19 protein-coding genes are annotated in these 23519 nt (G+C 44.3%); 11 read left to right on the forward strand and 8 right to left on the reverse strand.

The window, feature by feature from the left end; all coding sequences use genetic code 11:
* Positions 1-152 precede the first annotated feature (152 nt).
* From VTAP4600_RS01210 to mutT, 6 genes are all read left to right on the forward strand, one after another.
* Complete coding sequence (locus tag VTAP4600_RS01210) at positions 153-929, forward strand: cell division protein FtsQ/DivIB (protein WP_102521129.1); 777 nt, start codon at positions 153-155, stop codon at positions 927-929.
* Positions 922-2187 carry a cell division protein FtsA gene (gene ftsA / locus VTAP4600_RS01215; RefSeq protein ID WP_102521130.1) on the forward strand — a complete coding sequence of 422 codons (1266 nt, stop codon included), beginning with the start codon at positions 922-924 and terminating at the stop codon, positions 2185-2187. Before VTAP4600_RS01210 ends, ftsA begins: the two co-directional genes overlap by 8 nt.
* A 29-nt stretch (positions 2188-2216) precedes the next feature.
* Complete coding sequence (gene ftsZ / locus VTAP4600_RS01220; protein ID WP_102521131.1) at positions 2217-3455, forward strand: cell division protein FtsZ; 1239 nt, start codon at positions 2217-2219, stop codon at positions 3453-3455.
* Positions 3456-3553: 98 nt separating this feature from the next.
* Positions 3554-4471, forward strand: a complete 918-nt coding sequence (gene lpxC / locus VTAP4600_RS01225; RefSeq protein ID WP_102523848.1) for a UDP-3-O-acyl-N-acetylglucosamine deacetylase — start codon at positions 3554-3556, stop codon at positions 4469-4471.
* A gap of 387 nt (positions 4472-4858) precedes the next feature.
* The gene (gene secA / locus VTAP4600_RS01230) at positions 4859-7582 is read left to right on the forward strand and encodes a preprotein translocase subunit SecA (RefSeq protein ID WP_102521132.1); all 2724 of its coding nucleotides are present in this window, start codon (positions 4859-4861) and stop codon (positions 7580-7582) included.
* A gap of 100 nt (positions 7583-7682) precedes the next feature.
* Positions 7683-8090, forward strand: coding sequence for an 8-oxo-dGTP diphosphatase MutT (gene mutT, locus VTAP4600_RS01235; protein WP_102521133.1), 408 nt, complete (start codon positions 7683-7685; stop codon positions 8088-8090).
* Positions 8091-8278: 188 nt separating this feature from the next.
* On the opposite strand, the gene yacG is transcribed toward mutT, so the two are convergent.
* The 8 genes from yacG to nadC all read right to left on the reverse strand — a co-directional run bounded on the left by yacG (position 8279) and on the right by nadC (position 15381).
* Positions 8279-8488 carry a DNA gyrase inhibitor YacG gene (gene yacG / locus VTAP4600_RS01240; protein WP_102521134.1) on the reverse strand — a complete coding sequence of 70 codons (210 nt, stop codon included), beginning with the start codon at positions 8486-8488 and terminating at the stop codon, positions 8279-8281.
* A gap of 24 nt (positions 8489-8512) precedes the next feature.
* The gene (zapD, locus tag VTAP4600_RS01245; protein WP_102521135.1) at positions 8513-9253 is read right to left on the reverse strand and encodes a cell division protein ZapD; all 741 of its coding nucleotides are present in this window, start codon (positions 9251-9253) and stop codon (positions 8513-8515) included.
* Positions 9254-9294: 41 nt separating this feature from the next.
* The gene (gene coaE, locus VTAP4600_RS01250; protein WP_102521136.1) at positions 9295-9894 is read right to left on the reverse strand and encodes a dephospho-CoA kinase; all 600 of its coding nucleotides are present in this window, start codon (positions 9892-9894) and stop codon (positions 9295-9297) included.
* 11 nt (positions 9895-9905) lie between these two features.
* Positions 9906-10781, reverse strand: a complete 876-nt coding sequence (locus VTAP4600_RS01255; protein WP_102521137.1) for a prepilin peptidase — start codon at positions 10779-10781, stop codon at positions 9906-9908.
* An 81-nt stretch (positions 10782-10862) separates the two neighbouring features.
* Entirely contained in the window at positions 10863-12095 is a 1233-nt protein-coding gene (locus VTAP4600_RS01260; protein ID WP_102521138.1) for a type II secretion system F family protein, read from the reverse strand.
* Positions 12096-12104: 9 nt separating this feature from the next.
* The gene (gene pilB, locus VTAP4600_RS01265) at positions 12105-13790 is read right to left on the reverse strand and encodes a type IV-A pilus assembly ATPase PilB (protein ID WP_102521139.1); all 1686 of its coding nucleotides are present in this window, start codon (positions 13788-13790) and stop codon (positions 12105-12107) included.
* Positions 13790-14260 (reverse strand): pilin, encoded by a 471-nt coding sequence (locus VTAP4600_RS01270; RefSeq protein WP_102521140.1) that lies wholly within the window; start codon positions 14258-14260, stop codon positions 13790-13792. The genes pilB and VTAP4600_RS01270 overlap by 1 nt, the downstream gene beginning before the upstream one ends.
* Positions 14261-14493: 233 nt before the next feature.
* Positions 14494-15381, reverse strand: a complete 888-nt coding sequence (gene nadC, locus VTAP4600_RS01275; protein WP_102521141.1) for a carboxylating nicotinate-nucleotide diphosphorylase — start codon at positions 15379-15381, stop codon at positions 14494-14496.
* 168 nt (positions 15382-15549) lie between these two features.
* Here nadC and ampD point away from each other — a divergent pair, with 168 nt between their 5' ends.
* From ampD to lpdA, 5 genes are all read left to right on the forward strand, one after another.
* Positions 15550-16095, forward strand: coding sequence for a 1,6-anhydro-N-acetylmuramyl-L-alanine amidase AmpD (gene ampD, locus VTAP4600_RS01280; RefSeq protein ID WP_102521142.1), 546 nt, complete (start codon positions 15550-15552; stop codon positions 16093-16095).
* Positions 16096-16387: 292 nt separating this feature from the next.
* Positions 16388-17155 carry a pyruvate dehydrogenase complex transcriptional repressor PdhR gene (gene pdhR, locus VTAP4600_RS01285; RefSeq protein WP_102521143.1) on the forward strand — a complete coding sequence of 256 codons (768 nt, stop codon included), beginning with the start codon at positions 16388-16390 and terminating at the stop codon, positions 17153-17155.
* Positions 17156-17202: 47 nt separating this feature from the next.
* Entirely contained in the window at positions 17203-19869 is a 2667-nt protein-coding gene (gene aceE / locus VTAP4600_RS01290) for a pyruvate dehydrogenase (acetyl-transferring), homodimeric type (RefSeq protein ID WP_102521144.1), read from the forward strand.
* A gap of 12 nt (positions 19870-19881) precedes the next feature.
* Complete coding sequence (aceF, locus tag VTAP4600_RS01295; protein WP_102521145.1) at positions 19882-21789, forward strand: pyruvate dehydrogenase complex dihydrolipoyllysine-residue acetyltransferase; 1908 nt, start codon at positions 19882-19884, stop codon at positions 21787-21789.
* A 251-nt stretch (positions 21790-22040) separates the two neighbouring features.
* Positions 22041-23468 carry a dihydrolipoyl dehydrogenase gene (gene lpdA / locus VTAP4600_RS01300; protein WP_102521146.1) on the forward strand — a complete coding sequence of 476 codons (1428 nt, stop codon included), beginning with the start codon at positions 22041-22043 and terminating at the stop codon, positions 23466-23468.
* Positions 23469-23519 lie beyond the last annotated feature (51 nt).

Genomic DNA, 23519 nt, shown 5'->3' on the forward strand with positions numbered 1-23519 from the left:
TTGCGCTCTCGGATAGACACTGGGCTATTGGCCAGTATAATCGGTAGGTTAAGTGGAATTATAAATGTATTTGGAAGCTTGGATACCAAAAAACGAGAGCTTAGTCGTTAATCGCTATGAAAATTAGCTCACGATACTTGGTATGATACTGGATGACTAATTCGATAGTTGCAGAACGAACTTCCTTAGGGACTTTGGCAAGAAAACAGATAGTTGGTCTGATTTTCTTATTGGTTGTGACATTTGGTATCGCGAGTATGTTGATATCAACATTCAATTGGATGTTAGATGACCAACGATTACCCTTATCGAAACTCGTTGTTGAAGGCCAATTACATCATGTGCATCTTGAAGATGTACAGACAGCTTTAAGTTCAATTGAACACATCGGGACATTTATGTCGCAAGATGTTGACGAATTGCAGCAAGCATTAAATGAGCTCCCTTGGGTGGCGTATGCTTCAATTCGTAAACAGTGGCCTGAAACCGTTAAGGTCTATCTTGTAGAGCACAAGGCTCTAGCCATATGGAATGGTATGGATTTACTTAATCAGCAAGGTGATATTTTCTACGCTGATATCGCATCATTAGATGCAGAAAAAGTAAAACTATACGGGCCAGAAGGCAGCAACCATCAGGTGGTGGATGCGTGGGCAAAAATAGATGGGTTACTTGAACCACTTGGTTTGCAGGTGTCATCGCTTGTGTTAAACGATCGACGTGCTTGGCAAGTGATCCTATCAAGCGGTATTCGTCTAGAATTAGGCAAAGAAGCGCTTGAAGAAAGAGTTAGACGATTTACTTTGCTTTATAAAAAGTTGGGAAATAAAGCTGAGAAAATCAGCCATATAGATCTCAGGTATGATACGGGTGCTGCCGTTGGGTGGTTTCCGGAACAAGATTTGATACAAGAGAGAGTCAATGACTAAGACCGCAGATGACAACATAATCGTTGGTCTTGATATCGGTACCGCGACCGTTTCAGCATTGGTTGGCGAGTGTTTACCCGATGGTCAGATTAACATTATTGGTGCAGGTTCGAGCCCTTCCAGAGGTATGGATAAGGGCGGTGTAAACGATTTAGAATCAGTGGTTAAATCGGTGCAACGCGCAGTTGATCAGGCTGAGCTTATGGCTGAGTGTAGAATCAGCAGTGTGTTTATTTCTCTATCAGGCAGCCATATCGGTAGCCGTATAGAAAAAGGCATGGGCACAATCTCTGACGAAGAAGTTTCACAAGACGATATGGATCGTGCGATTCATACCGCCAAATCAATAAAAATTGGCGATGAACAGAGAATCCTGCATGTAATTCCTCAAGAGTTCACCATTGATTATCAAGAAGGGATTAAAAACCCGCTTGGTCTTTCTGGGGTCCGAATGGAGGTTAGCGTTCATTTAATCTCTTGCCATAACGATATGGCACGCAATATCATAAAAGCCGTTGAAAGATGTGGCCTTAAAGTTGAGCAATTAGTGTTCTCTGGGCTAGCATCTAGTAATGCAGTGCTCACCGAAGATGAACGTGAATTAGGTGTTTGTGTTGTTGATATTGGCGCTGGCACGATGGATGTTTCTATCTGGACTGGTGGGGCACTCAGACACACAGAAGTTTTTTCTTATGCTGGTAATGCTGTAACAAGTGACATTGCTTTTGCTTTTGGTACGCCAGTGAGCGATGCAGAAGAAATAAAAGTAAAGTATGGTTGTGCGTTAAGCGAATTGGTCAGCAAAGATGATACCGTCAATGTGCCAAGCGTGGGAGGACGTCCTTCGCGTAGCTTACAAAGGCAGACGTTATCTGAAGTAATAGAACCAAGATATACTGAACTTATGGGTTTGGTAAATCAAACAATTGATACTGTCCAAGAAAAATTGCGCAATGATGGCATTAAGCATCACTTGGCAGCAGGTGTTGTCTTAACAGGCGGAGCTGCGCAAATAGAAGGGATAGTTGAGTGTGCGGAGCGTGTATTCCGCAATCAAGTACGCGTTGGTAAGCCACTAGAAGTAAGTGGCTTAACTGATTATGTTAAGGCGCCGTATCATTCTACGGCGGTTGGATTACTCCATTACGCAAAAGATAGCCAGTTCCATGAGGACGGCGACTACAATGAACCAAAGCGTGGCGGTAACGTCACTGGTTTGTTGGCAAAAATGCGTAATTGGATTCAGAAAGAGTTTTAACCTGGCGGCAGGGAAAACGGAGATAACAAATGTTTGAACCGATGATGGAAATGTCTGACGATGCGGTAATCAAAGTCGTTGGAGTTGGTGGTGGCGGTGGTAACGCCGTTGAACACATGGTGCGTGAGTCTATTGAAGGCGTAGAATTCATCAGTGTTAACACGGATGCACAAGCGCTACGCAAAACGACCGTAAACAGCGTAATTCAAATTGGTGGCGACATCACGAAAGGCTTGGGAGCGGGTGCAAACCCACAAGTTGGTCGTGAAGCAGCACTAGAAGATCGAGATCAGCTTAAAGAAATTTTAACTGGTGCCGATATGGTATTTATAGCTGCTGGCATGGGTGGTGGTACTGGTACCGGTGCTGCACCTGTGATAGCTGAAGTTGCGAAAGAGCTCGGTATTCTTACTGTTGCTGTCGTAACTAAGCCATTTGGCTTTGAAGGTAAAAAACGTTTGGCATTTGCAGAGCAAGGTATCGAAGAGCTTTCTAAGCACGTCGATTCTTTGATCACTATCCCAAATGAAAAGCTGTTAAAAGTACTTGGCCGTGGTGTAACACTGCTTGAAGCATTTGCTAGTGCAAATGACGTACTTAAAAATGCAGTGCAAGGTATTGCTGAGTTGATTACTCGCCCAGGCATGATCAACGTCGATTTCGCGGATGTTCGTACTGTAATGTCGGAAATGGGCCATGCAATGATGGGTAGCGGTATCTCTCGCGGTGAAGACCGTGCTGAAGAAGCGGCAGAAACGGCAATTTCTAGCCCACTATTGGAAGATATCGACTTAGCTGGTGCTCGTGGCGTTCTTGTGAACATCACAGCAGGTTTGGATATGCGTCTCGACGAATTCGAAACTGTAGGTAATACTGTAAAAGCCTTTGCATCAGATAATGCAACGGTTGTTATCGGTACCTCACTAGACCCAGACATGACGGATGAAATCCGCGTGACCGTGGTCGCGACAGGTATCGGTACAGAGAAAAAACCTGAAATCACATTAGTGACAGGTAATACTCAAAAAGCTCAGTCGCCTCAGCCTGTAACACCAACAGCGCAACCAGCAACAGTAGCGAAAAAAGAAGAAAAACCGGCACAAACTTTGCAAGCTAATAACTTGCATAAAGAGAACGAAGTGAAGCCACAGACGGCTCCAAGTAGTCCTGCATCTTCTGCCTCAGGTAGCGCTAGCGCGGCACCTAAGCAAGAAAAAGAGAGCGGATATTTGGATATACCGGCGTTTTTACGTCGCCAAGCTGACTGATATTTGACCTTTGTTCGATTGATATTTGTCAAAAACGTGTTAGGATGTGCGGCCGTAATAGATAGGCCGTACATTTAATACTAGTAGGCGAGGTAATGATGATCAGGCAACGTACTCTTAAAGAGATGGTGAAAACAACTGGAGTGGGATTACACTCTGGTCGTAAAGTCACGCTTACGATGCGCCCTGCACCTGCAAATACCGGTGTTATATATCGACGCACAGACATCGAGCCACCTGTCGACTTTCCGTCAGATCCCGCTTCTGTCCGTGATACGATGTTATGTACAGCATTGGTTAATGACCAAGGTATCCGTATTTCAACTGTTGAGCACTTAAGTGCTGCTCTGGCTGGTATGGGCATCGATAACGTCATTATTGAGGTAGATGCACCAGAAATTCCGATTATGGATGGCAGTGCAAGCCCGTTTGTATATCTATTACAATCAGCAGGCATCGAAACGTTAAATGCACCAAAGCGATTTGTACGAATCAAAAAGAAAGTACGTATCGAAGACGGTGATAAGTGGGCAGAACTCGTTCCCCATGACGGTTTTCGCATGGACTTTGCTATTGAGTTTGATCATCCGGCGATTGAATCGGAAGAACAACACCTTCTTTTTGACTTTTCAACTCAAGCATTCGTTAAAGATATTTCTCGCGCCCGTACATTTGGCTTTATGCGTGACATCGAGTACCTCCAGTCTCAGAACTTATGCCTAGGTGGCAGTTTTGATTGTGCTATCGTATTGGATGAATACCGTATTCTGAACGAAGAAGGCCTGCGATTTGATAACGAGTTTGTAACTCACAAAGTCTTAGATGCCATTGGTGACCTTTATATGTGCGGTCATAGTATTGTTGGCGAGTTACGCGCTTACAAGTCTGGTCATGCACTGAACAACAAATTGTTGCGTGCAGTACTCGCAGATCAAGAAGCCTGGGAATGGGCGACTTTTGAAGAAGAAGCGGGTTCTCCGGTTGCGTTTGCTGAGCCTAATATGGTTCTAGCGTAAGCAATCTAGAATAGTTTTCTAAAACCAGACTTCGGTCTGGTTTTTTTATACCTAAAATTTGCTGCTATCCTCGTTGTATCGGGATCTCGGCAGAGATAATACCGACAATGCTGGTGAGCTTTTTTTAGCTATGATGAAGAACTAGGCGATTAGACGCTATTTTTATGTACTTAACTCAAACAAATGGTAATAGCCATGGTCGTTAGCAAGATAATCACTTAATATACTTTGCAAAATTGAAATATGTGATTGACGCTTGAAATTCGCTCACTGTGCCACAATATCGACTAGATATGATTTAACTCAGTATTCTTTGTATTGAACTGGTAGAGACTGAACACAATTAGGATGGATCGAGCGCGATCTGAACAGAGAGATTCATAAACAATGATAACTAAGCTACTGACAAAAGTGATTGGCAGCCGCAACGACAGAACGTTGCGCCGTTTACGAAAAATAGTAAAAGAAATTAATAATTACGAGCCAACGTTTGAAGCGTTATCTGATGATGAGCTAAAAGCCAAGACGCTTGAATTTCGTGAGCGCCTAGAAAACGGTGCAGAGCTTGATAGCCTACTTCCAGAAGCATTTGCGACCGTTCGTGAAGCGTCTAAACGTGTTTACGGCATGCGCCACTTTGATGTGCAGCTTATCGGTGGCATGGTTCTAAACGGCAGCCAAATCGCAGAAATGCGTACAGGTGAAGGTAAAACACTTACAGCAACCTTGCCAGCGTACTTAAACGCACTAACGGGCAAAGGCGTTCACATCGTAACAGTGAATGACTACCTAGCAACACGTGATGCTGAAACTAACCGTCCATTATTTGAATTCTTAGGTATGACCGTCGGCATTAACGTGCCAAACATGCCGCCACAAGAGAAAAAACAAGCCTACCTAGCTGATATCCTTTACGGCACAAACAATGAGTTTGGTTTTGATTACCTGCGTGACAACATGGCATTTCGCAGTGAAGACCGAGTTCAGCGAGAGCGTTTCTTTGCTGTTGTCGATGAAGTGGATTCCATCTTAATCGATGAAGCACGTACGCCATTGATTATTTCAGGCCCTGCGGAAGACAGCTCTGAGCTATACACCAAGATTAACACGCTGATCCCAAGCCTAGAGCGTCAAGCTGAAGAAGATACTGAAGATTATCGTGGTGATGGTCACTACACATTAGATGAAAAATCTAAGCAAGTTCACCTGACAGAAACGGGTCAAGAATTTGTAGAAGACCTAATGGTTAAAAATGGCTTAATGGAAGAGGGCGATACACTTTACTCTCCAACTAACATTAGCTTGCTTCACCACGTAAATACAGCGCTACGTGCTCACGTTTTATTTGAACGAGATGTGGACTACATTGTTTCGCCTGAAGGTGAAGTGGTTATCGTTGATGAACATACCGGTCGTACAATGCCGGGACGTCGTTGGTCTGAAGGTTTGCACCAAGCGGTGGAAGCAAAAGAAGGCGTTAAGATTCAAAACGAAAACCAGACGCTGGCCTCTATCACATTCCAGAACTACTTCCGTCTTTACGACAAACTTTCTGGTATGACAGGTACTGCTGATACCGAAGCGTTTGAATTTCAGTCTATTTACGGTCTTGAAACAGTTGTTATTCCAACCAACCAACCTATGGTTCGTGATGATATGCCAGATGTGGTTTATCGTTCAGAGACTGAAAAGTTTAATGCGATCATTGAAGACATTAAAGTCCGCGTTGAGAAAGGTCAGCCTACATTGGTTGGTACGGTTTCGATTGAAAAATCAGAGCTACTTTCAAATGCGCTAAAAACGGCAAAAATTAAGCACAACGTTCTTAATGCTAAGTTCCACGAAATGGAAGCTGATATCGTTGCGCAAGCGGGTACACCAAGTGCCGTTACCATCGCAACCAACATGGCTGGCCGTGGTACTGATATCGTATTGGGTGGTAGCTGGCAGAGTCAAATTGCTAAGCTAGACAATCCAACTGACGCTCAAATTGAAAAAATCAAAGCGGATTGGAAAGAAGTACACGATGCCGTACTTGCGGCGGGTGGCTTACATATCATTGGTACTGAACGCCACGAATCTCGTCGTATCGATAACCAACTACGTGGTCGTTCTGGCCGTCAAGGTGATGCCGGTTCTTCACGCTTCTATCTTTCTATGGAAGATTCATTGCTGCGTATCTTTACTTCAGAACGCATGGCGGGTCTTATTCAAAGTGGAATGGACGAAGGCGAAGCGATCGAAAGCCGTATGCTTTCACGTTCGATCGAAAAGGCACAGCGTAAAGTTGAAGGCCGAAACTTTGATATTCGTAAGCAGCTACTTGAATTCGATGATGTGGCAAACGACCAGCGTAAAGTGGTATACGAGCTACGTGATGAGCTAATGAGTGCTGAAGATATCAGTGACATGATTGCTCACAACCGTGAAGATGTATTTGAAACTTTACTGAACGAGTTTATCCCACCACAGTCTCTTGAAGACATGTGGGACATCAAAGGACTTGAAGAGCGCCTGAAAGCGGAGTTTGATCTCGATTTGACCATTCAAACTTGGTTGGATGAAGACGACAAGCTGTATGAAGAAGCCCTGCGTGAGCGCATTCTGGCAACCGCTGTTGAGGTGTACAAGCAGAAAGAAGAAGTGGTAGGTGAGAGTGTTCTACGTAACTTTGAAAAATCTGTGATGCTGCAAACTCTAGACACCTTGTGGAAAGAGCATTTGGCAGCAATGGATCATCTTCGTCAAGGTATCCATTTACGTGGCTACGCTCAGAAGAACCCGAAACAAGAGTACAAGCGCGAGTCGTTTGAGTTGTTTGAAGAGCTGCTTGATGCACTTAAGTTAGATGTTGTGACTGTGCTAAGTAAAGTTCGCGTTCAACAACAAGAAGAAGTCGACCGTATGGAAGAAAATCGTCGAGTACAAGCTGAAGAAGCGGCTCGTCGTCAACAATTCCAGCACCAATCTGCTGACAATCAACTTACCGATGGCGAAGAAGAGTCTGCGGGTCAGCAACCTATACAGCGTGAAGATCGCAAAGTAGGTCGTAACGAACCTTGCCCATGTGGTTCGGGTAAGAAATATAAGCAGTGTCACGGCAAAATCTAATCGATTGATGTCAGTACATTGAAATCAGAGTCGCCGTTGGCGGCTCTTTTTTTGACTACGACCTTTTGACTAGAAGCCTTTTGAATACAAGAGAGTTAACATGAAACGAATTCACATTGCCGCGGGTGTCATCTTGAATCCAGATAAAACCCAAGTATTCATAACTAAGCGTCCTGATACGGCTCATAAAGGCGGTTTATGGGAGTTTCCCGGCGGGAAGGTGGAAGAAGGTGAAAACGCCTCTGACGCGACAGTACGCGAGCTATTTGAAGAAATTGGTATTGAAGTGACTCAGCTTGCGTTGTTTCAGCATTTACAACACGATTATTCGGATAAAAGCTTAGAATTTGATTTTTTTGTAGTGACTGAGTTTAAACATCAGCCCTATGGAAAAGAAGGTCAACTAGGCCAGTGGATTGATATCCATCAGCTTACGGATTTTGAATTTCCGGAAGCTAATATTCCTGTGCTTAATAAAGTGATTGAAGAGTATGGGGATGAGGCGTAAGGCATAAGGCATAAGGAGATAGGCTAAAAAAAGGGATCGATTTTTGTTGAACTTAGTATTAAAAACCCAAAATCTTGCTAAGCCTGTAGCCTGTAGCCTGTAGCCTGTAGCCTGTAGCCTGTAGCCTGTAGCCTGTAGCCTGTAGCCTGTAGCCTGTAGCCTGTAGCCTGTAGCCTGTAGCCTGTAGCCTATAGCTCTTTATCCAAATACCCATCTTCAGACCAACCATCCGCATCCGACATGTCGGGTGCGCCTGGAATGGCTTTCTCTTCATCGGCCCATTCGCCAAAGTCAATTAACTGGCACTGCTTGCTGCAAAAAGGGCGGTAGGCTGCGTGCTCATTCCATTCAACGTTTGTTTGACAGGTTGGGCATTTAACGATGGTTACTTTAGTCATGTTGGCTCTATCTATAAGGTAATTCTAGCTGCAAATGGCGAGATCAAATTCAACGTCATTCGGATAAGCTTGGCCTGTTTCAAATGAAATGAACTTAATGGCAAAACGATTTTTATGGCCCGATATCATTGGATACGTACCATATTGTAATGGGATGGATAAACGCAATATATTGGCTTCTTCTGCATCACTTTGGAAAAATCCAGCGCGTGCAATTTGAGGCTTTTCGTAGCCAGTTTCGCGAGATAGCTTTAACCAAAGATGCAAGGCTTCAGTGAGGGGTTTTAAACTGCTTTGCCAGCGTGCTATATCACGTAATCTATTACTTTCTGGTTGATGTAACCAAAAATGCAGAGCAGGGAGATCAAAGCAACAAGACCCACCAGGTAGATTAAACCGTTGGCGTATGGCACTTAAAAAGCGGTCTTCTTTTAAAGACTGTCCGAATCGTTGAGCCGACATAAGATCGCGATGTACCACATCAATCTGCTCCAAAATGGTATGCAGTGTGTTTTGGTCTACGCCTTCAACGTTTAGCCAACTTTTATAGTTTAATCTTTGTTTCTCTAAATCTTTTGCGAGCTCAGTTTTAAGTTGGATCTGTTCGAATATATCCAACATATCAAACATCGGGCGAAAGAATAATTGATAATGAAAGCCATCTACATGTTGAGCAGCATGATTCATTTGGCGCAATAGCGACTCCACTCGCAAGTAGATACGTGTTTTCTCATTAAGCGGGTGTTCAAATTTATGCGTGGTCATGAAGTTGCCTTTCTCGTCCTCTACCTACCATTTCACCGAATTTAGTCGCACATTGCCAGATATTTCTGGTGCAATTTAGTGATCTGAGGAAAAAGTTCATCATTTGAGTAACTATTATCAATAACATCATCAGCATGGCTAAGCCTTTCATCTCGACTGATCTGTGAAGCTAAGATCGATCTCACTTGCTGCTCGCTGACATGATCTCGCTGCATGGTGCGTTGGATCTGCGTTTGGGTCTGAACATCAATGACCAATATTCGGTCGACCATTGATTGTAGTTGGTTTTCAATCAATAGGGGAACCACCAATAATGCATAAGGTGATCGTACTCTTTTGATCTCTTGCTGCATCTGCTGACGAATCAGAGGGTGAAGCAAACTATTTAGCCATTGCTTTTCTTGTTCAGAAGAAAAAATATGCTCTCGGAGTTTTACTCTATCGAGCGTCCCGTCTTTCGCAATGACTGAACTCCCAAAATGTTGTTCAATCGCTTTTAGCCCATCACTTTGAGGTTCAACGACCTGCCTTGCTATGATATCAGCATCAACAAGGTCTATGTCAAAATGCTGTTTAAATAGATCAGCTACGGTTGTCTTACCGCTTGAGATACCGCCGGTTAAGCCAATAATCAGTGCCATAACTGCCTCGTTTATATACCTAGAATGTTGGTGAAGTACCAATTTGCGATTTCGCTACCAAATAGCAATGTTAACCAGCCAGCGATGGCCAGATATGGGCCAAAAGGAAAAACGTGTTCAATGCCCTTACGCTGTAAGCGCAGTTGAATGAGACCAAAGACTAATCCGACCAAAGAGGACATAAGCACAATCATTGGCAGACTTTGCCACCCAAGCCATGCTCCTAGTGCGGCGAGCAGTTTAAAGTCCCCGTAACCCATGCCATCTTTGCCCGTTAATAGCTTGAATACTTTGTAAACTGACCATAAACACAGATACCCAGCCATGGCACCGATGACCGAGTCTTGTAAGCTGAGTGGGCTTTCGCCTACCAGGGCCAGTGCGATCCCTGACCACATTAATGGCAATGTGAGTTGGTCTGGAAGCAGTAGAGTGTCGAGATCGATGAAAGTAGCAGCGATGAGCGTAAAGGTAAAAAATAATAGAGCGACACTATAAAGGCTGAGTGGGAAGCTCAGAGCGATAACTAACGACAATGTGGCTGTCAGTATTTCTACCGCTGGGTAGCGAACACTGATTTTAGTTTCGCAGTAGCGGCATTTTCCTTTCAAAAATAGCCAGCTAATTACCGGGATATTGTCTGAGATACTTAATTGATGCTGACATTTAGGGCAGGTCGATCTCGGAGTGCTCAGGCTTAATGGTGTTGTATCGATCTTTGCATCAGGGCAAAGTTCGGGATAGGATTCGGTAAACTCTTGTTTCCATTCACGCTCCATCATAAGAGGCGTTCGATAGATCACGACATTAAGGAAACTGCCTATCATTAGGCCAAATATAGTGGCGAATAAAGGATATAGCCAAGGGTAGTAGTAAAACGCTTCCATAACACTCTCGTGGTCACTAGTAAAAATAATGAATCTATCAAAGCCAAATAACTCAGAGTAATACGGCGTTGTCTCTGTATCTTATCCTATCACGCTCATTAAGTTAAAGATCGGAAGGTACATTGCGATGACCAATCCTCCAATTAGCCCTCCTAAAACCAAAATTATGATGGGTTCTAGCAGTTTACCTAAGTTATCGACAGTATCGTCGACCTCATTTTCGTAGACGTCTGCTACTTTATTGAGCATGTTGTCTAAGCGGCCAGACTCTTCTCCGATCATGACCATTTGCAGCATCATTTCAGGGAAGGCATTGCTGTTTCTCATTGCCAAATAGATAGGCATTCCCGCGGCAGTATCTTGCAGAACTTTGGTGATGACCTTTTGGAAATAGAGATTATTTGCGGTTTTTGAACTGGTTTCTATGCCGGATAGAATCGGAATTCCTGAGCTAAAACTGATGGCTAAGGTACGACTGAACTTGGCAAGGGAAGCTTTAGTGAGTACCGCTCCGATAATCGGCAAGACCAAAACGTAGCGAGCGATGATTAGCCTAAGCGCATAGGAACGCTTTTTTGCAGCGCGTAAGCAAAGGGTGAGAGCAATCAATAGGCAAAAAAGCTTCCAGCCTTGCGCTTGAACCACATGAGAAAGATTTAAGACTTGCTGAGTAAACCAAGGTAAATTGGCTCCTAATCCTGCGAACATGGTTTCAAATTCTGGGATCACAAACGTCAGCATTAAGTAGGATACCAGTAGAGCCGTAAAGCTCACCATCGCGGGGTAAATCATGGCCTTTTTTACTTTTGATTTCAGCAATGCACTTTTTTCTTGATAAGTCGCCAGCCGGTCGAATATCTGCGAAAGATGACCGGTTTGTTCACCCGTTGCGATGAGATCGACGTAGAAGTTGTCAAAATGGATCGATGTCGTTGCAAGCGCTCGAGAAAGTGGCGTTCCCGCTTCAACCGCGCTAGATAATTGGCGCAGTATAGACTTCATCTCGGCTTTGTTTTGGTTATCCATCAGCATTTTTAGGGCTTGTATCATGGGAACACCAGCATCAAGCATGGTGGCCATCTGACGACTGAAAATGAGAATGTCCTTCGCACTGACTTTGTTGGAGACTCTTTCAAAAAAAGAAACACTGCGGCGTTTGATTTTTTGTATGTGTATTTTTTGATTAGAAAGCCGATCCCTTACTTCACACTCTGTGTAAGCCAGGATCTGTCCTGAGACTTTTTTACCTGAGCTATTGTGCCCACGCCATCGGAAGTTATGCAGCTTTAAGCGATAAAACGAAGTGGAATCCATCGGGTGCCCTTATAGGAATAGTACGCGTTGAAGTTCTTGGTGGCTGGTGATTCCCAATTTGAGTTTATCTATACCTGCTTGTCTTAGCGTAATCATGCCATGCTGAACGGCAATGGCTTCCAGTTCAGGCATGCTCAATCGCTTGGCGATGGCTTCTATAAGTTGATCGTTAATTTGCAGCATTTCGTAGATACCAATACGGCCGCTATAGCCTGCGTTGCAATCGTTACAGCCTTCTTTGTTTGCTTGATAAATACGACAGTCTTGGCCGATATCTAACGCCTGTCGCATTGCGAAGGGCATCCGATGTTCGGTTTTGCATTGAGGGCATAGGCGTCTTGCAAGGCGCTGAGCGACAACTAAGCTTAATGATGATGCCAAGTTGTATGCTTCGATCCCCATATTTTGTAAGCGAATGATGGTTTCTGCTGCTGAGTTGGTGTGCAAGGTTGAGAGGACTAAATGACCAGTTTGTGCGGCTTTGATGGCAATTTCTGCCGTCTCGAGATCTCGAATTTCCCCTAACATCACCACATCGGGATCTTGACGTAGAAAGGCACGTAAAGCTTTAGCAAAAGTAAAACCCACTTTAGGCTGAATTTGCACTTGGTTGATCCCGGGGAAATTGATCTCAACAGGATCTTCAGCGGTCGAAATATTACGTTCTATTTTATTGAGCTTACTTAGCCCAGTGTAGAGTGAAATGGTTTTGCCACTGCCTGTCGGGCCGGTCATCAAGATCATGCCTTGCGGCTTAGACAATGCATTGAGATAGATCTGTTTTTGTTGTTCGCTATAGCCCAGAGCGTTGATGTCCAATTTGGCATTGTCGCCATCGAGTAAACGCAACACCACCTTTTCGCCCCAAAGTGTTGGTAAGGTCGAGACTCGAAGATCGATGGACGTATTGGCGTTCAAATGAAGTTTGATTCGACCGTCTTGGGGTAATCGTCTTTCTGCAATGTCTAACTTAGCGAGAATTTTTAAGCGAGCGGCTAAGCGCCTATTGAGTTGAGAAGGCGGTGAATTGGTTTGGAGTAGCATGCCATCGCACCGCATGCGAATACGATAACTCTCTTCGTAAGGTTCAAAGTGAATATCTGACGCGTTCTTCCGTATCGCTTCTAAGAGTACTTGATGAATGAAACGGCTTACTGGCGATGTATCTTTGCTTAGATCTTCATTTTGCTGATGCTCGTTGTCGGAGACCGTGACAAGCTCTGCTAAGTCTTGTTCGTTGATGTCTCTACCTGCACCATCATCGCTATCAATTAAGTTGCCATACAGACGTTTAATACAGGCTCGTAATTGCTTTTCTTCGCACAAGACCAATTCAATGGAAAGGTTGGTTGCAAAGCCAAACTCTTCTTCTATCTCGGTATTGCTAGGGTCACTAATAGCAACACAAAGCAGTTGACCGTTTTGATAGAGCGGCAGCGCCTGCTGGCGAGAGATCAATTCTCTGACGCCCAGCTTCTTACATAAAGCGGAGTAGGGGTAGTCCAATGGATTTTCAATGCGTAGGCCAAACAGTTGGCTTAGCTTTTGAAGTAATAATGCAGGTGACAGAAATCCTAGCTCATTTAGCGCCTCACAAACGGATGTTTCTGAGGTGCTAAGGTGATCTCTCAATTCAATTTCATGCTCAAGTGTAATGAGGCCTGCATGAGCAAGAATAGGAATTAGGCTGTACATTAAGGGCAATATTCAGTGTTAGCTTGACTCATACCTGCGTCTTTATAACATTTGGAGTCCCAAGTTATCCCTTCGGCTTGGTAACTAGCTGTCATAACATAGGTTTCGCCTGTTTTTATTGGTCCTTTATCTGAAGTTGCTTTTACACGAATATCGACAGCACCTGAACTACTTCCTGCAGCAGCTACAATCTGCATTTTATTTAGAGTGAATTGAGCTGGTACCCCATTATTATTTGAAATACAGTTGGTTTTGAAGCTATCGCTATCAGCGGAGCTCTCATGAGCACAAACTTCTACCGCTAATTTTATCGCTGAAGCAGCTTTAGGGAATTCGGCAAGTGTCGCCTTTTTTGTGTAGTTTTGGTAAGCGGGAACGGCAAAACTCGAAAGAATAGCTACGATCGCCACCACAATCATCAACTCAATGAGCGTAAAGCCTTGTTGTTTATTTTTCATTTTCTTCTCCATAAATTTAAATACCGGATCAGAATAGAAAGTGACGATGATCTTTTAAATCAAAGAGATATAGATACTCGGTAGGCTTAATGAAAATATGATCGGCAGATCATGGCAGTTGCAGTAGCTTGCGAGTGGGATGACGGACTCTAAGTCTTTCGTATTACTTGGTTTTGCTAGGAAGTACGGGCATAAAAAAAGGAGGCTAAGCCTCCTAGATATAATGGTTACAAACTGAGCGTAGCTTACTTAAAGCGCATAGACAGGTCTAACGCTTGTAGGTGCTTAGTTAAAGCTCCAACGGAAATATAATCCACGCCGGTTTCAGCATACTCGCGAAGCGTTTCTAACGTCACGTTGCCAGAGTTTTCAAGTGCCGCTCGGCCAGCATTAATTGTCACGGCTTCACGCATCATGTCAGTGGTGAAATTATCTAACATGATAATGTCCGCACCCGCATCGATAGCAAGCTGCAGTTCTTCAAGGCTTTCGGTTTCAATTTCAACCGGCTTACCTGGGTTCAGCTCTTTAGCAATGCTTACCGCTTTCGTAATACCGCCACAAGCAATGATGTGGTTCTCTTTTATAAGGTAAGCATCAAACACACCAATGCGGTGATTAAAACCACCACCACATGCAACCGCATATTTAAGCGCGCTACGCAAACCAGGAATGGTTTTACGAGTATCGAGTAGGCGACAGTCAGTGCCTTCGAGCTCTTTGGCATAACGTGAGGTTTCAGTTGCACAGCCAGATAACGTTTGAATGAAGTTCATTGCGTTACGCTCACCGGTTAGCAACGTACGAGCAGGCCCTGTCAGTGTGCACAGCGTTTGATTAGGTTCAACGTGATCGCCGTCTTTTACATGCCACTCAATTGATACTTCACCACCTAGTTGAGCAAACACTTCATCAGCCCATGCTTGGCCACAAAACACGCCGTGTTCACGAGTAATGATTGTTGCGACATTTTGTGCATCGGCTGGGATCAGCTGCGCGGTAATGTCAGCAGATACGTCGAGCGTACCACCTAAATCTTCTTTTAATGTGTCGGCGACAGCACGACGGATTTCATGAGGGAGTTGCTGCTTAAGATAATCAAGGCGCGCTTGGCTATTGTGAGTATTTTTCATGGCTATCTGCATTGGTGTTGAGTAATGCGGGCATAATACTCTTGCTAGGACAGAAATTCAGCACCAATTATCGCAAAATTTTAGTGGATGAAGAGTTTCAATTGAAATTTGTTGTCAAAAAGTAGATAACAAACTTAGTCATTTCCTTTCTGGTGAGTTGAAGTAAATATGAAAATTGATGAAAACCATTGGTTAACGCAAGCTAAGCACGTGCCTTCACCCCACTTTGATTCTCGTCCCAATGATGCTGTTATCTCTTTGCTCGTGCTTCACCATATCAGCTTGCCTCCTTTGCAATACGGAGGCCCTTATATAGAGCAGTTTTTCCAAGGGAAACTCGACGCTTCCAAGCACCCTTTTTTTAAAGTTATTGAAAAAATGAAAGTGTCAGCTCATTGCTTGATAAGACGAGACGGTCAAGTCGTGCAGTTCGTGCCATTTAATGCACGTGCATGGCATGCCGGTAAATCCAGTTTTGCAGGCAAAGAGAGGTGTAACGACTATTCAATAGGCATTGAACTCGAAGGCAGTGAGTTTGATGCCTACTCCTCAGAGCAATATCAGTCGTTAGCCTTGCTGAGTAAAGTCATCATGCAGAACTATCCCGCCATTTCTCCATCCAGAGTTACTGGGCATCAGTACATTTCCCCCCTGCGTAAGAGCGACCCAGGGTTGTGTTTTGACTGGAAAATGTACAGAGAATCACTTAAATAACTGTATTTAAGGCACATTTTATTCGTGCTTTAAGTTTTATTTGTTAACAAAGTTATTTATTTTCATCATAAAAATAAATAATTAGATCTATTGTTATTCAATGGTAAGACCAATCTTATTGTTGTTTTAATGCACAGATGTTAATGGCTGTTTACAACTCGATGGTTTCTATGATTTAAATCAAATTTCACCTAGACAGGTATGTTTTAATTGTGTTACTTTTTTGCCCACCCTGAAATTGGTAATACCAATTGACTACAAAATAATAAATAACAGGCAAAAGACAGTAATTATGGCTTATCAAAGGATCCGTCAGCCAAAGCTTTCTGATGTAATTGAGCAGGAGCTTGAAAGGCTAATTGTTGAAGGGACACTTGCTCCAGGGCAACAACTGCCACCAGAGCGAGAGTTGGCGAAACAGTTTGATGTATCGAGACCTTCGGTGCGAGAAGCCATCCAACGTCTTGAAGCTAAAAAACTGTTAACTCGTAAACAGGGTGGAGGCACTTTTGTAAGTGAAACTTTATGGAAGAGTTTTTCTGATCCTCTGCTAGATTTATTGTCAGCGCATCCAGAAACTCAACTGGACTTACTGGAAGCGCGTCATGCGATGGAAGGACTTTGCGCCTATTTTGCTGCACTACGTGGGACAGAAGACGACTTTGCGAGAATCCAGCACTGCGTAGGGGATATCGCTAAAGCGCAAGAAAGTAAGGATGTTTCGTTAGAAGCATCAGCAGTAATGGCTTTTTTAATCGCCTTAACAGAAGCGGCTCATAATGTAGTACTGCTGCATATTGTTCGTAGCTTATCGCCATTACTAGAACAAAACGTATTTGAGAATTTAGAATTACTGCATCGACGAACTGATGTGGTAGAGCGGGTGAGTGTGCATCGTGGCAACATTGTTGACGCGATTGTAACTGGCCAGCCGGAAAAGGCCCGAGAGATGTCACATTCTCATCTGGCTTATATAGAAGAAGTATTGCTTGATTTGACGCGTGAAGAGAGTCGCCGAGAGCGCTCCTTGCGTCGCATCCAACAAGGTAAAAAGAACTAGTTCTTATACCTGTAATCTAGATCCAACAAAACAAAAGGATAGATCGCATGTCTGAAGTCATGACAAATGACGTTGATGCACTGGAAACTCAAGAGTGGTTAGCTGCCCTTGAATCAGTCGTACGTGAAGAAGGTGTAGAACGCGCTCAATATTTACTAGAACAAGTTCTAGATAAAGCTCGTTTAGATGGCGTAGATATGGCTACCGGTATCAACACCAACTACATCAATACCATCCCAGCCGCGCAAGAACCTGCTTACCCAGGTGACACAACATTAGAGCGTCGTATTCGTTCTATTATCCGCTGGAACGCAATCATGATCGTATTGCGTGCATCAAAGAAAGACTTGGACTTAGGCGGCCACATGGCTTCTTACCAGTCCGCAGCTGCGTTCTATGAAGTGTGTTTTAACCACTTCTTCCGTGCTCCAAATGAAACTGATGGCGGCGATTTGGTATACTACCAAGGTCACATCTCTCCAGGCATTTACTCACGTGCTTTCGTTGAAGGTCGTCTAACTGAAGAGCAGCTAGATAACTTCCGTCAAGAAGTTGATGGTAAAGGTATCCCTTCTTACCCGCACCCGAAATTGATGCCTGAATTCTGGCAGTTCCCGACGGTATCTATGGGTCTTGGTCCTATTTCTGCTATCTATCAAGCGCGCTTCCTTAAGTACCTTGAAGGCCGTGGCATGAAAGAGACTGGCGCTCAACGCGTATACGCGTTCCTAGGTGACGGTGAAATGGATGAGCCGGAATCACGTGGTGCACTTTCTTTCGCTGCACGTGAAAAACTGGACAACCTATGCTTCCTAATTAACTGTAACCTACAGCGTCTAGATGGCCCTGTAATGGGTAACGGCAGCATCATTCAAGAACTAGAAGGCCTATTTAAAGGCGCTGGTTGGAACGTTGTTAAAGTTATTTGGGGTAGCAACTGGGATTCACTACTTGCTAAAGACACCACTGGTAAGCTTCTTCAACTAATGAACGAAACTATCGATGGCGACTACCAAACATTCAAATCTAAAGATGGCGCCTACGTACGTGAGCACTTCTTTGGTAAATACCCAGAAACAGCAGCACTTGTTGCTGACATGACTGATGACGAAATCTTCGCACTTAAGCGTGGTGGTCATGATTCATCTAAACTGTTTGCTGCATTCAACAATGCGAAAGAAACCGGTGGTAAACCAACGGTAATCCTTGCTAAAACTGTTAAAGGTTACGGCATGGGCGACGCAGCTGAAGGCAAAAACATTGCACACGGCGTTAAGAAAATGGATATGACGCATATCCAACATCTACGTAACCGCCTTGGCTTAGAAGACCTTCTTTCAGACGAAAAACTGTCTGAACTTCCGTACTTGAAGCTAGAAGAAGGTTCTCCTGAATACGAATACATGCACGCTCGTCGTAACGCTCTACACGGTTACACTCCTAAGCGTCTGCCTAAATTCACTCAAGAATTTAAAGTGCCAGAGCTAGAAGCGTTTGCTCCTCTTCTTGGTGAGCAAAAGCGTGATATCTCTACAACAATGGCATACGTACGTACGCTAAACATCCTGCTTAAAGATAAGAACATTGGTAAGAACATTGTTCCTATCATCTGTGATGAAGCTCGTACATTCGGTATGGAAGGTCTATTCCGTCAGGTTGGTATCTACAACCCACACGGTCAAGACTACACGCCTGAAGATAAAGGCATCGTTTCTTACTACAAAGAAGCGACTTCTGGTCAAGTTCTTCAAGAAGGTATCAACGAACTAGGTTCTATGGCTTCATGGGTTGCCGCTGCAACTTCATACAGCACAAACGATCTACCGATGATCCCGTTCTACATCTACTACTCAATGTTCGGTTTCCAACGTATTGGTGACATGGCTTGGTTAGCAGGTGACCAACAAGCTCGTGGTTTCCTACTTGGTGCAACGGCAGGCCGTACAACGCTAAACGGCGAAGGTCTACAGCACGAAGATGGCCACTCGCACATCATGGCGAACACAGTACCTAACTGTATCTCTTACGACCCAACGTTTGCTTACGAGCTAGCGGTAATCATGCAAGACGGTATCCGTCGCATGTACGGTGAGAACCAAGAGAACGTTTACTACTACCTAACCGTGATGAACGAAAACTACGCAATGCCAGCAATGCCTGAAGGCGCTGAAGAAGGCATTCGTAAGGGTATCTACAAGCTTGAATCTCACGCTGGTACTAAGGGCAAAGTTCAATTAATGAGCTCTGGTACTATCATGAATGAAGCGCGTAAAGCCGCTCAAATTCTGAGTGAAGATTACGGCGTAGCATCTGATATTTACGCAGTAACCTCGTTCAATGAACTGACTCGTGACGGCCAAGCGGTAGAGCGTGACAACATGCTTCACCCTGATGCAGAAACGAAAGTTCCGTACATCACTCAAGTTCTAGGTAACGAACCTGCAATCGCAGTAACGGATTACATGAAGAACTACGCTGAGCAAGTACGTGCATACGTTCCAGCTGAATCTTACAAAGTTCTGGGTACGGATGGCTTCGGTCGTTCTGATAGCCGTGAAAACCTACGTCGTCACTTCGAAGTGAACGCAGGCTACGTTGTGGTTGCAGCGTTAACTGAACTTGTTAAACGTGGTGATATGGACAAATCTGTGGTTGCTGAAGCAATCAAGAAATTCGATATCGACACTGAAAAAACTAACCCGCAATACGCATAAGGTAGATAAACAATGACAATCGAAATTAATGTACCAGACATCGGTGCAGATGAGGTTGAAGTAACTGAGATTCTGGTTAACGTTGGCGACAAGGTTGAAGAAGAACAGTCACTGATCACTGTTGAAGGCGACAAAGCTTCTATGGAAGTACCTGCGTCTCAAGCGGGTGTTGTTAAAGAAATTAAAATTTCTGAAGGCGATTCTGTATCAACGGGTTCTCTAATTATGATCTTTGAAGCGGAAGGTGCAGCAGCAGCACCGGCTGCGCCAGCAGTTGAAGCGGCGCCAGCAGTTGAAGCGGCGGCACCAGTTGCAGCTGCGCCTGCAGCGACAGCTGAGCTTAAAGAAGTTCATGTTCCAGATATCGGCGGTGACGAAGTTGAAGTAACTGAAATCATGGTTGCTATCGGCGATAGTGTAGAAGAAGAGCAGTCTCTTCTTACTGTTGAAGGCGATAAAGCTTCAATGGAAGTACCTGCACCATTCGCTGGTACCGTTAAAGAAATCAAGATCGCTTCTGGTGATTCAGTCTCTACTGGTTCTCTAGTCATGGTATTTGAAGTCGCGGGCTCTGCACCAGCAGCCGCTCCTGCTCCAGCAGCGGCAGCACCAGTTGCAGCAGCTCCAGCAGCATCAGCTGAAAAAGAAGTGAACGTTCCAGATATCGGCGGTGACGAAGTAGAAGTTACTGAAATCATGGTTGCGGTTGGCGATACAGTTGAAGAAGAGCAGTCTCTGATTACTGTTGAAGGCGACAAAGCGTCAATGGAAGTACCAGCACCATTTGCGGGCACTATCAAAGAAATCAAGATTGCAGCTGGCGATAAAGTATCGACTGGCTCTTCAATCATGACTTTCGTTGTTGAAGGTGCGGCACCCGCTCCTGTAGCAGCGCCAGCTCAAGCGGCACCAGCGGCAGCGCCTGCAGCTAAAGCAGAAGCGCCAGCGGCAGCACCTGCAGCAACTGGCGATTTCGAAGAGAACGGTGATTACGCACATGCGTCTCCAGTTGTTCGTCGTCTTGCTCGTGAGTTTGGTGTTAACCTTGCTAAAGTAAAAGGTACTGGTCGTAAGAGCCGTATCTTGAAAGAAGATGTTCAGTCATTTGTTAAAGATGCACTGAAACGCCTAGAGTCTGGCGCAGCAGCGGCAGGTAAAGGCGGCGACGGTAGCGCTCTTGGTCTACTACCATGGCCAAAAGTTGACTTCAGCAAGTTCGGTGAAACTGAAATTCAGAAGCTTTCTAAGATTAAGAAAATTTCTGGCGCAAACCTGCACCGTAACTGGGTTATGATCCCGCACGTTACACAGTGGGATAACGCAGACATCACCGCACTAGAAGCTTTCCGTAAAGAACAGAATGCGATTGAAGCGAAAAAAGATACTGGTATGAAGATCACGCCACTTGTGTTCATCATGAAAGCAGTAGCGAAAGCGCTTGAAGCGTTCCCAGCGTTTAACTCTTCTCTTTCTGATGATGGCGCAAGCATCATTCTTAAGAAATACGTAAACGTGGGTATCGCAGTTGATACGCCAAACGGCCTGGTTGTTCCTGTCTTCAAAGACGTGAACAAAAAAGGCATCTACGAGCTATCTGAAGAGCTAATGGCTGTTTCTAAGAAAGCACGTACTGGTAAGCTAACAGCAGCAGACATGCAAGGTGGTTGTTTTACTATCTCAAGTCTTGGTGGTATTGGTGGTACAGCATTTACTCCTATCGTAAATGCACCAGAAGTTGGTATCTTAGGCGTGTCTAAGTCTGAAATGAAGCCAGTATGGAACGGTAAAGAATTCGAACCTCGTCTTCAATTGCCAATGTCTCTGTCTTACGATCACCGTGTGATCGATGGCGCAGAAGGCGCACGCTTTATTACTTACTTGAACGGCTGTTTGTCTGACATTCGTCGCTTAGTTCTTTAGAAAGTGATAATTAAGGTGACTTTCGAGTCACCTTAATTGTTAATAACACCAAATTTTTAGACAATGATTGACATCCATAGCCCTAACAAAGTTGAGGTTGCTGTCGATGAATTGTTGTCTAGCTCACAGGCTAACTGAATCTTGCTTTCACACTGTTAACATCTCTGTAAAATATGAGTCGTTTGAAAGTTAAGAAAATTATAAGCGCTACCCATTTAGCCTGTTAGGGATAATGACTACAAGAGGTCACAATGAGCAAAGAAATTAAAGCCCAAGTTGTTGTACTTGGTTCAGGTCCTGCTGGATACTCAGCTGCATTCCGTTGTGCAGACCTAGGTTTAGAAACTGTATTAGTTGAACGTTACAGCACGCTAGGTGGTGTATGTTTGAATGTTGGTTGTATCCCATCTAAAGCTCTGCTTCACGTTGCAAAAGTGATCGAAGAAGCAAAAGCGATGGCTGAACACGGCGTTGTATTTGGTGAGCCTCAAACGGACATCAACAAAGTTCGTATCTGGAAAGACAAAGTTGTTAACCAACTGACTGGCGGTCTTGGCGGAATGGCTAAGATGCGTAACGTGACGGTTGTTAACGGTTTCGGTAAATTTACTGGCCCTAATACTTTGCTTGTTGAAGGCGAAGGCGAAGCAACGACAGTTAACTTCGACAATGCGATCATTGCTGCGGGTTCTCGTCCAATTAAACTGCCATTTATCCCGCATGAAGATCCACGCATTTGGGATTCAACAGACGCACTAGAGCTAAACGAAGTACCAGAAAAACTGCTTATTATGGGCGGTGGTATTATCGGTCTAGAAATGGGTACTGTGTACCACTCTCTAGGTTCTAAAGTTGAAGTTGTTGAGATGTTCGATCAAGTTATCCCTGCTGCGGATAAAGACATCGTTAAAGTTTACACTAAGCGCATCAAAGACAAGTTTAAGCTAATGCTTCAAACTAAAGTTACTGCAGTTGAAGCGAAAGAAGACGGTATCTACGTTTCAATGGAAGGCAAAAAAGCACCAGCAGAAGCTGAACGCTACGATGCCGTTCTTGTTGCTATCGGCCGTGTTCCAAACGGTGCACTTATCGACGCTGAAAAAGCGGGTATCGAAGTTGATGAGCGTGGCTTCATCAATGTTGATAAGCAAATGCGTACTAACGTTCCTCACATTCACGCAATTGGTGATGTTGTAGGTCAACCTATGCTTGCTCACAAAGGTGTGCATGAAGGCCACGTTGCTGCTGAAGTTATTTCAGGTAAGAAGCACTACTTTGATCCTAAAGTAATTCCATCTATTGCGTACACGGAACCAGAAGTCGCGTGGGTTGGTAAAACTGAGCGTGAAGCGAAAGACGAAGGCATTAAGTACGAAGTTGCAACATTCCCATGGGCTGCTTCAGGCCGTGCTATCGCATCAGACTGTGCTGATGGTATGACTAAGCTTATCTTTGATAAAGAAACTCATCGTGTTATTGGTGGTGCTATCGTTGGTACTAACGGTGGTGAGCTACTAGGTGAGATCGGTCTTGCTATCGAGATGGGTTGTGATGCAGAAGACATCGCGCTGACTATTCATGCTCACCCAACGTTGCATGAATCAGTAGGCCTTGCTGCTGAAGTATTTGAGGGTTCAATTACTGACCTTCCAAATAAGAAAGCAGTAAAAAGAAAGTAAGTTAGACTTTTTATGAACGAATTTAAAAAGGCATCTTCGGATGCCTTTTTT

The sequence above is a fragment of the Vibrio tapetis subsp. tapetis genome (assembly GCF_900233005.1).
GTDB classification, from domain to species: domain Bacteria; phylum Pseudomonadota; class Gammaproteobacteria; order Enterobacterales; family Vibrionaceae; genus Vibrio; species Vibrio tapetis.

Excerpts from the sequence above, each read along its gene's own strand:
- VTAP4600_RS01210 (WP_102521129.1), top strand. The coding sequence starts at position 153 with ATGACTAATTCGATAGTTGCAGAACGAACTTCCTTAGGGACTTTGGCA.
- ftsA (WP_102521130.1), top strand. The coding sequence starts at position 922 with ATGACTAAGACCGCAGATGACAACATAATCGTTGGTCTTGATATCGGT.
- ftsZ (WP_102521131.1), top strand. The coding sequence starts at position 2,217 with ATGTTTGAACCGATGATGGAAATGTCTGACGATGCGGTAATCAAAGTC.
- lpxC (WP_102523848.1), top strand. The coding sequence starts at position 3,554 with ATGATCAGGCAACGTACTCTTAAAGAGATGGTGAAAACAACTGGAGTG.
- secA (WP_102521132.1), top strand. The coding sequence starts at position 4,859 with ATGATAACTAAGCTACTGACAAAAGTGATTGGCAGCCGCAACGACAGA.
- mutT (WP_102521133.1), top strand. The coding sequence starts at position 7,683 with ATGAAACGAATTCACATTGCCGCGGGTGTCATCTTGAATCCAGATAAA.
- yacG (WP_102521134.1), bottom strand. The coding sequence starts at position 8,488 with ATGACTAAAGTAACCATCGTTAAATGCCCAACCTGTCAAACAAACGTT.
- zapD (WP_102521135.1), bottom strand. The coding sequence starts at position 9,253 with ATGACCACGCATAAATTTGAACACCCGCTTAATGAGAAAACACGTATC.
- coaE (WP_102521136.1), bottom strand. The coding sequence starts at position 9,894 with ATGGCACTGATTATTGGCTTAACCGGCGGTATCTCAAGCGGTAAGACA.
- VTAP4600_RS01255 (WP_102521137.1), bottom strand. The coding sequence starts at position 10,781 with ATGGAAGCGTTTTACTACTACCCTTGGCTATATCCTTTATTCGCCACT.
- VTAP4600_RS01260 (WP_102521138.1), bottom strand. The coding sequence starts at position 12,095 with ATGGATTCCACTTCGTTTTATCGCTTAAAGCTGCATAACTTCCGATGG.
- pilB (WP_102521139.1), bottom strand. The coding sequence starts at position 13,790 with ATGTACAGCCTAATTCCTATTCTTGCTCATGCAGGCCTCATTACACTT.
- VTAP4600_RS01270 (WP_102521140.1), bottom strand. The coding sequence starts at position 14,260 with ATGGAGAAGAAAATGAAAAATAAACAACAAGGCTTTACGCTCATTGAG.
- nadC (WP_102521141.1), bottom strand. The coding sequence starts at position 15,381 with ATGAAAAATACTCACAATAGCCAAGCGCGCCTTGATTATCTTAAGCAG.
- ampD (WP_102521142.1), top strand. The coding sequence starts at position 15,550 with ATGAAAATTGATGAAAACCATTGGTTAACGCAAGCTAAGCACGTGCCT.
- pdhR (WP_102521143.1), top strand. The coding sequence starts at position 16,388 with ATGGCTTATCAAAGGATCCGTCAGCCAAAGCTTTCTGATGTAATTGAG.
- aceE (WP_102521144.1), top strand. The coding sequence starts at position 17,203 with ATGTCTGAAGTCATGACAAATGACGTTGATGCACTGGAAACTCAAGAG.
- aceF (WP_102521145.1), top strand. The coding sequence starts at position 19,882 with ATGACAATCGAAATTAATGTACCAGACATCGGTGCAGATGAGGTTGAA.
- lpdA (WP_102521146.1), top strand. The coding sequence starts at position 22,041 with ATGAGCAAAGAAATTAAAGCCCAAGTTGTTGTACTTGGTTCAGGTCCT.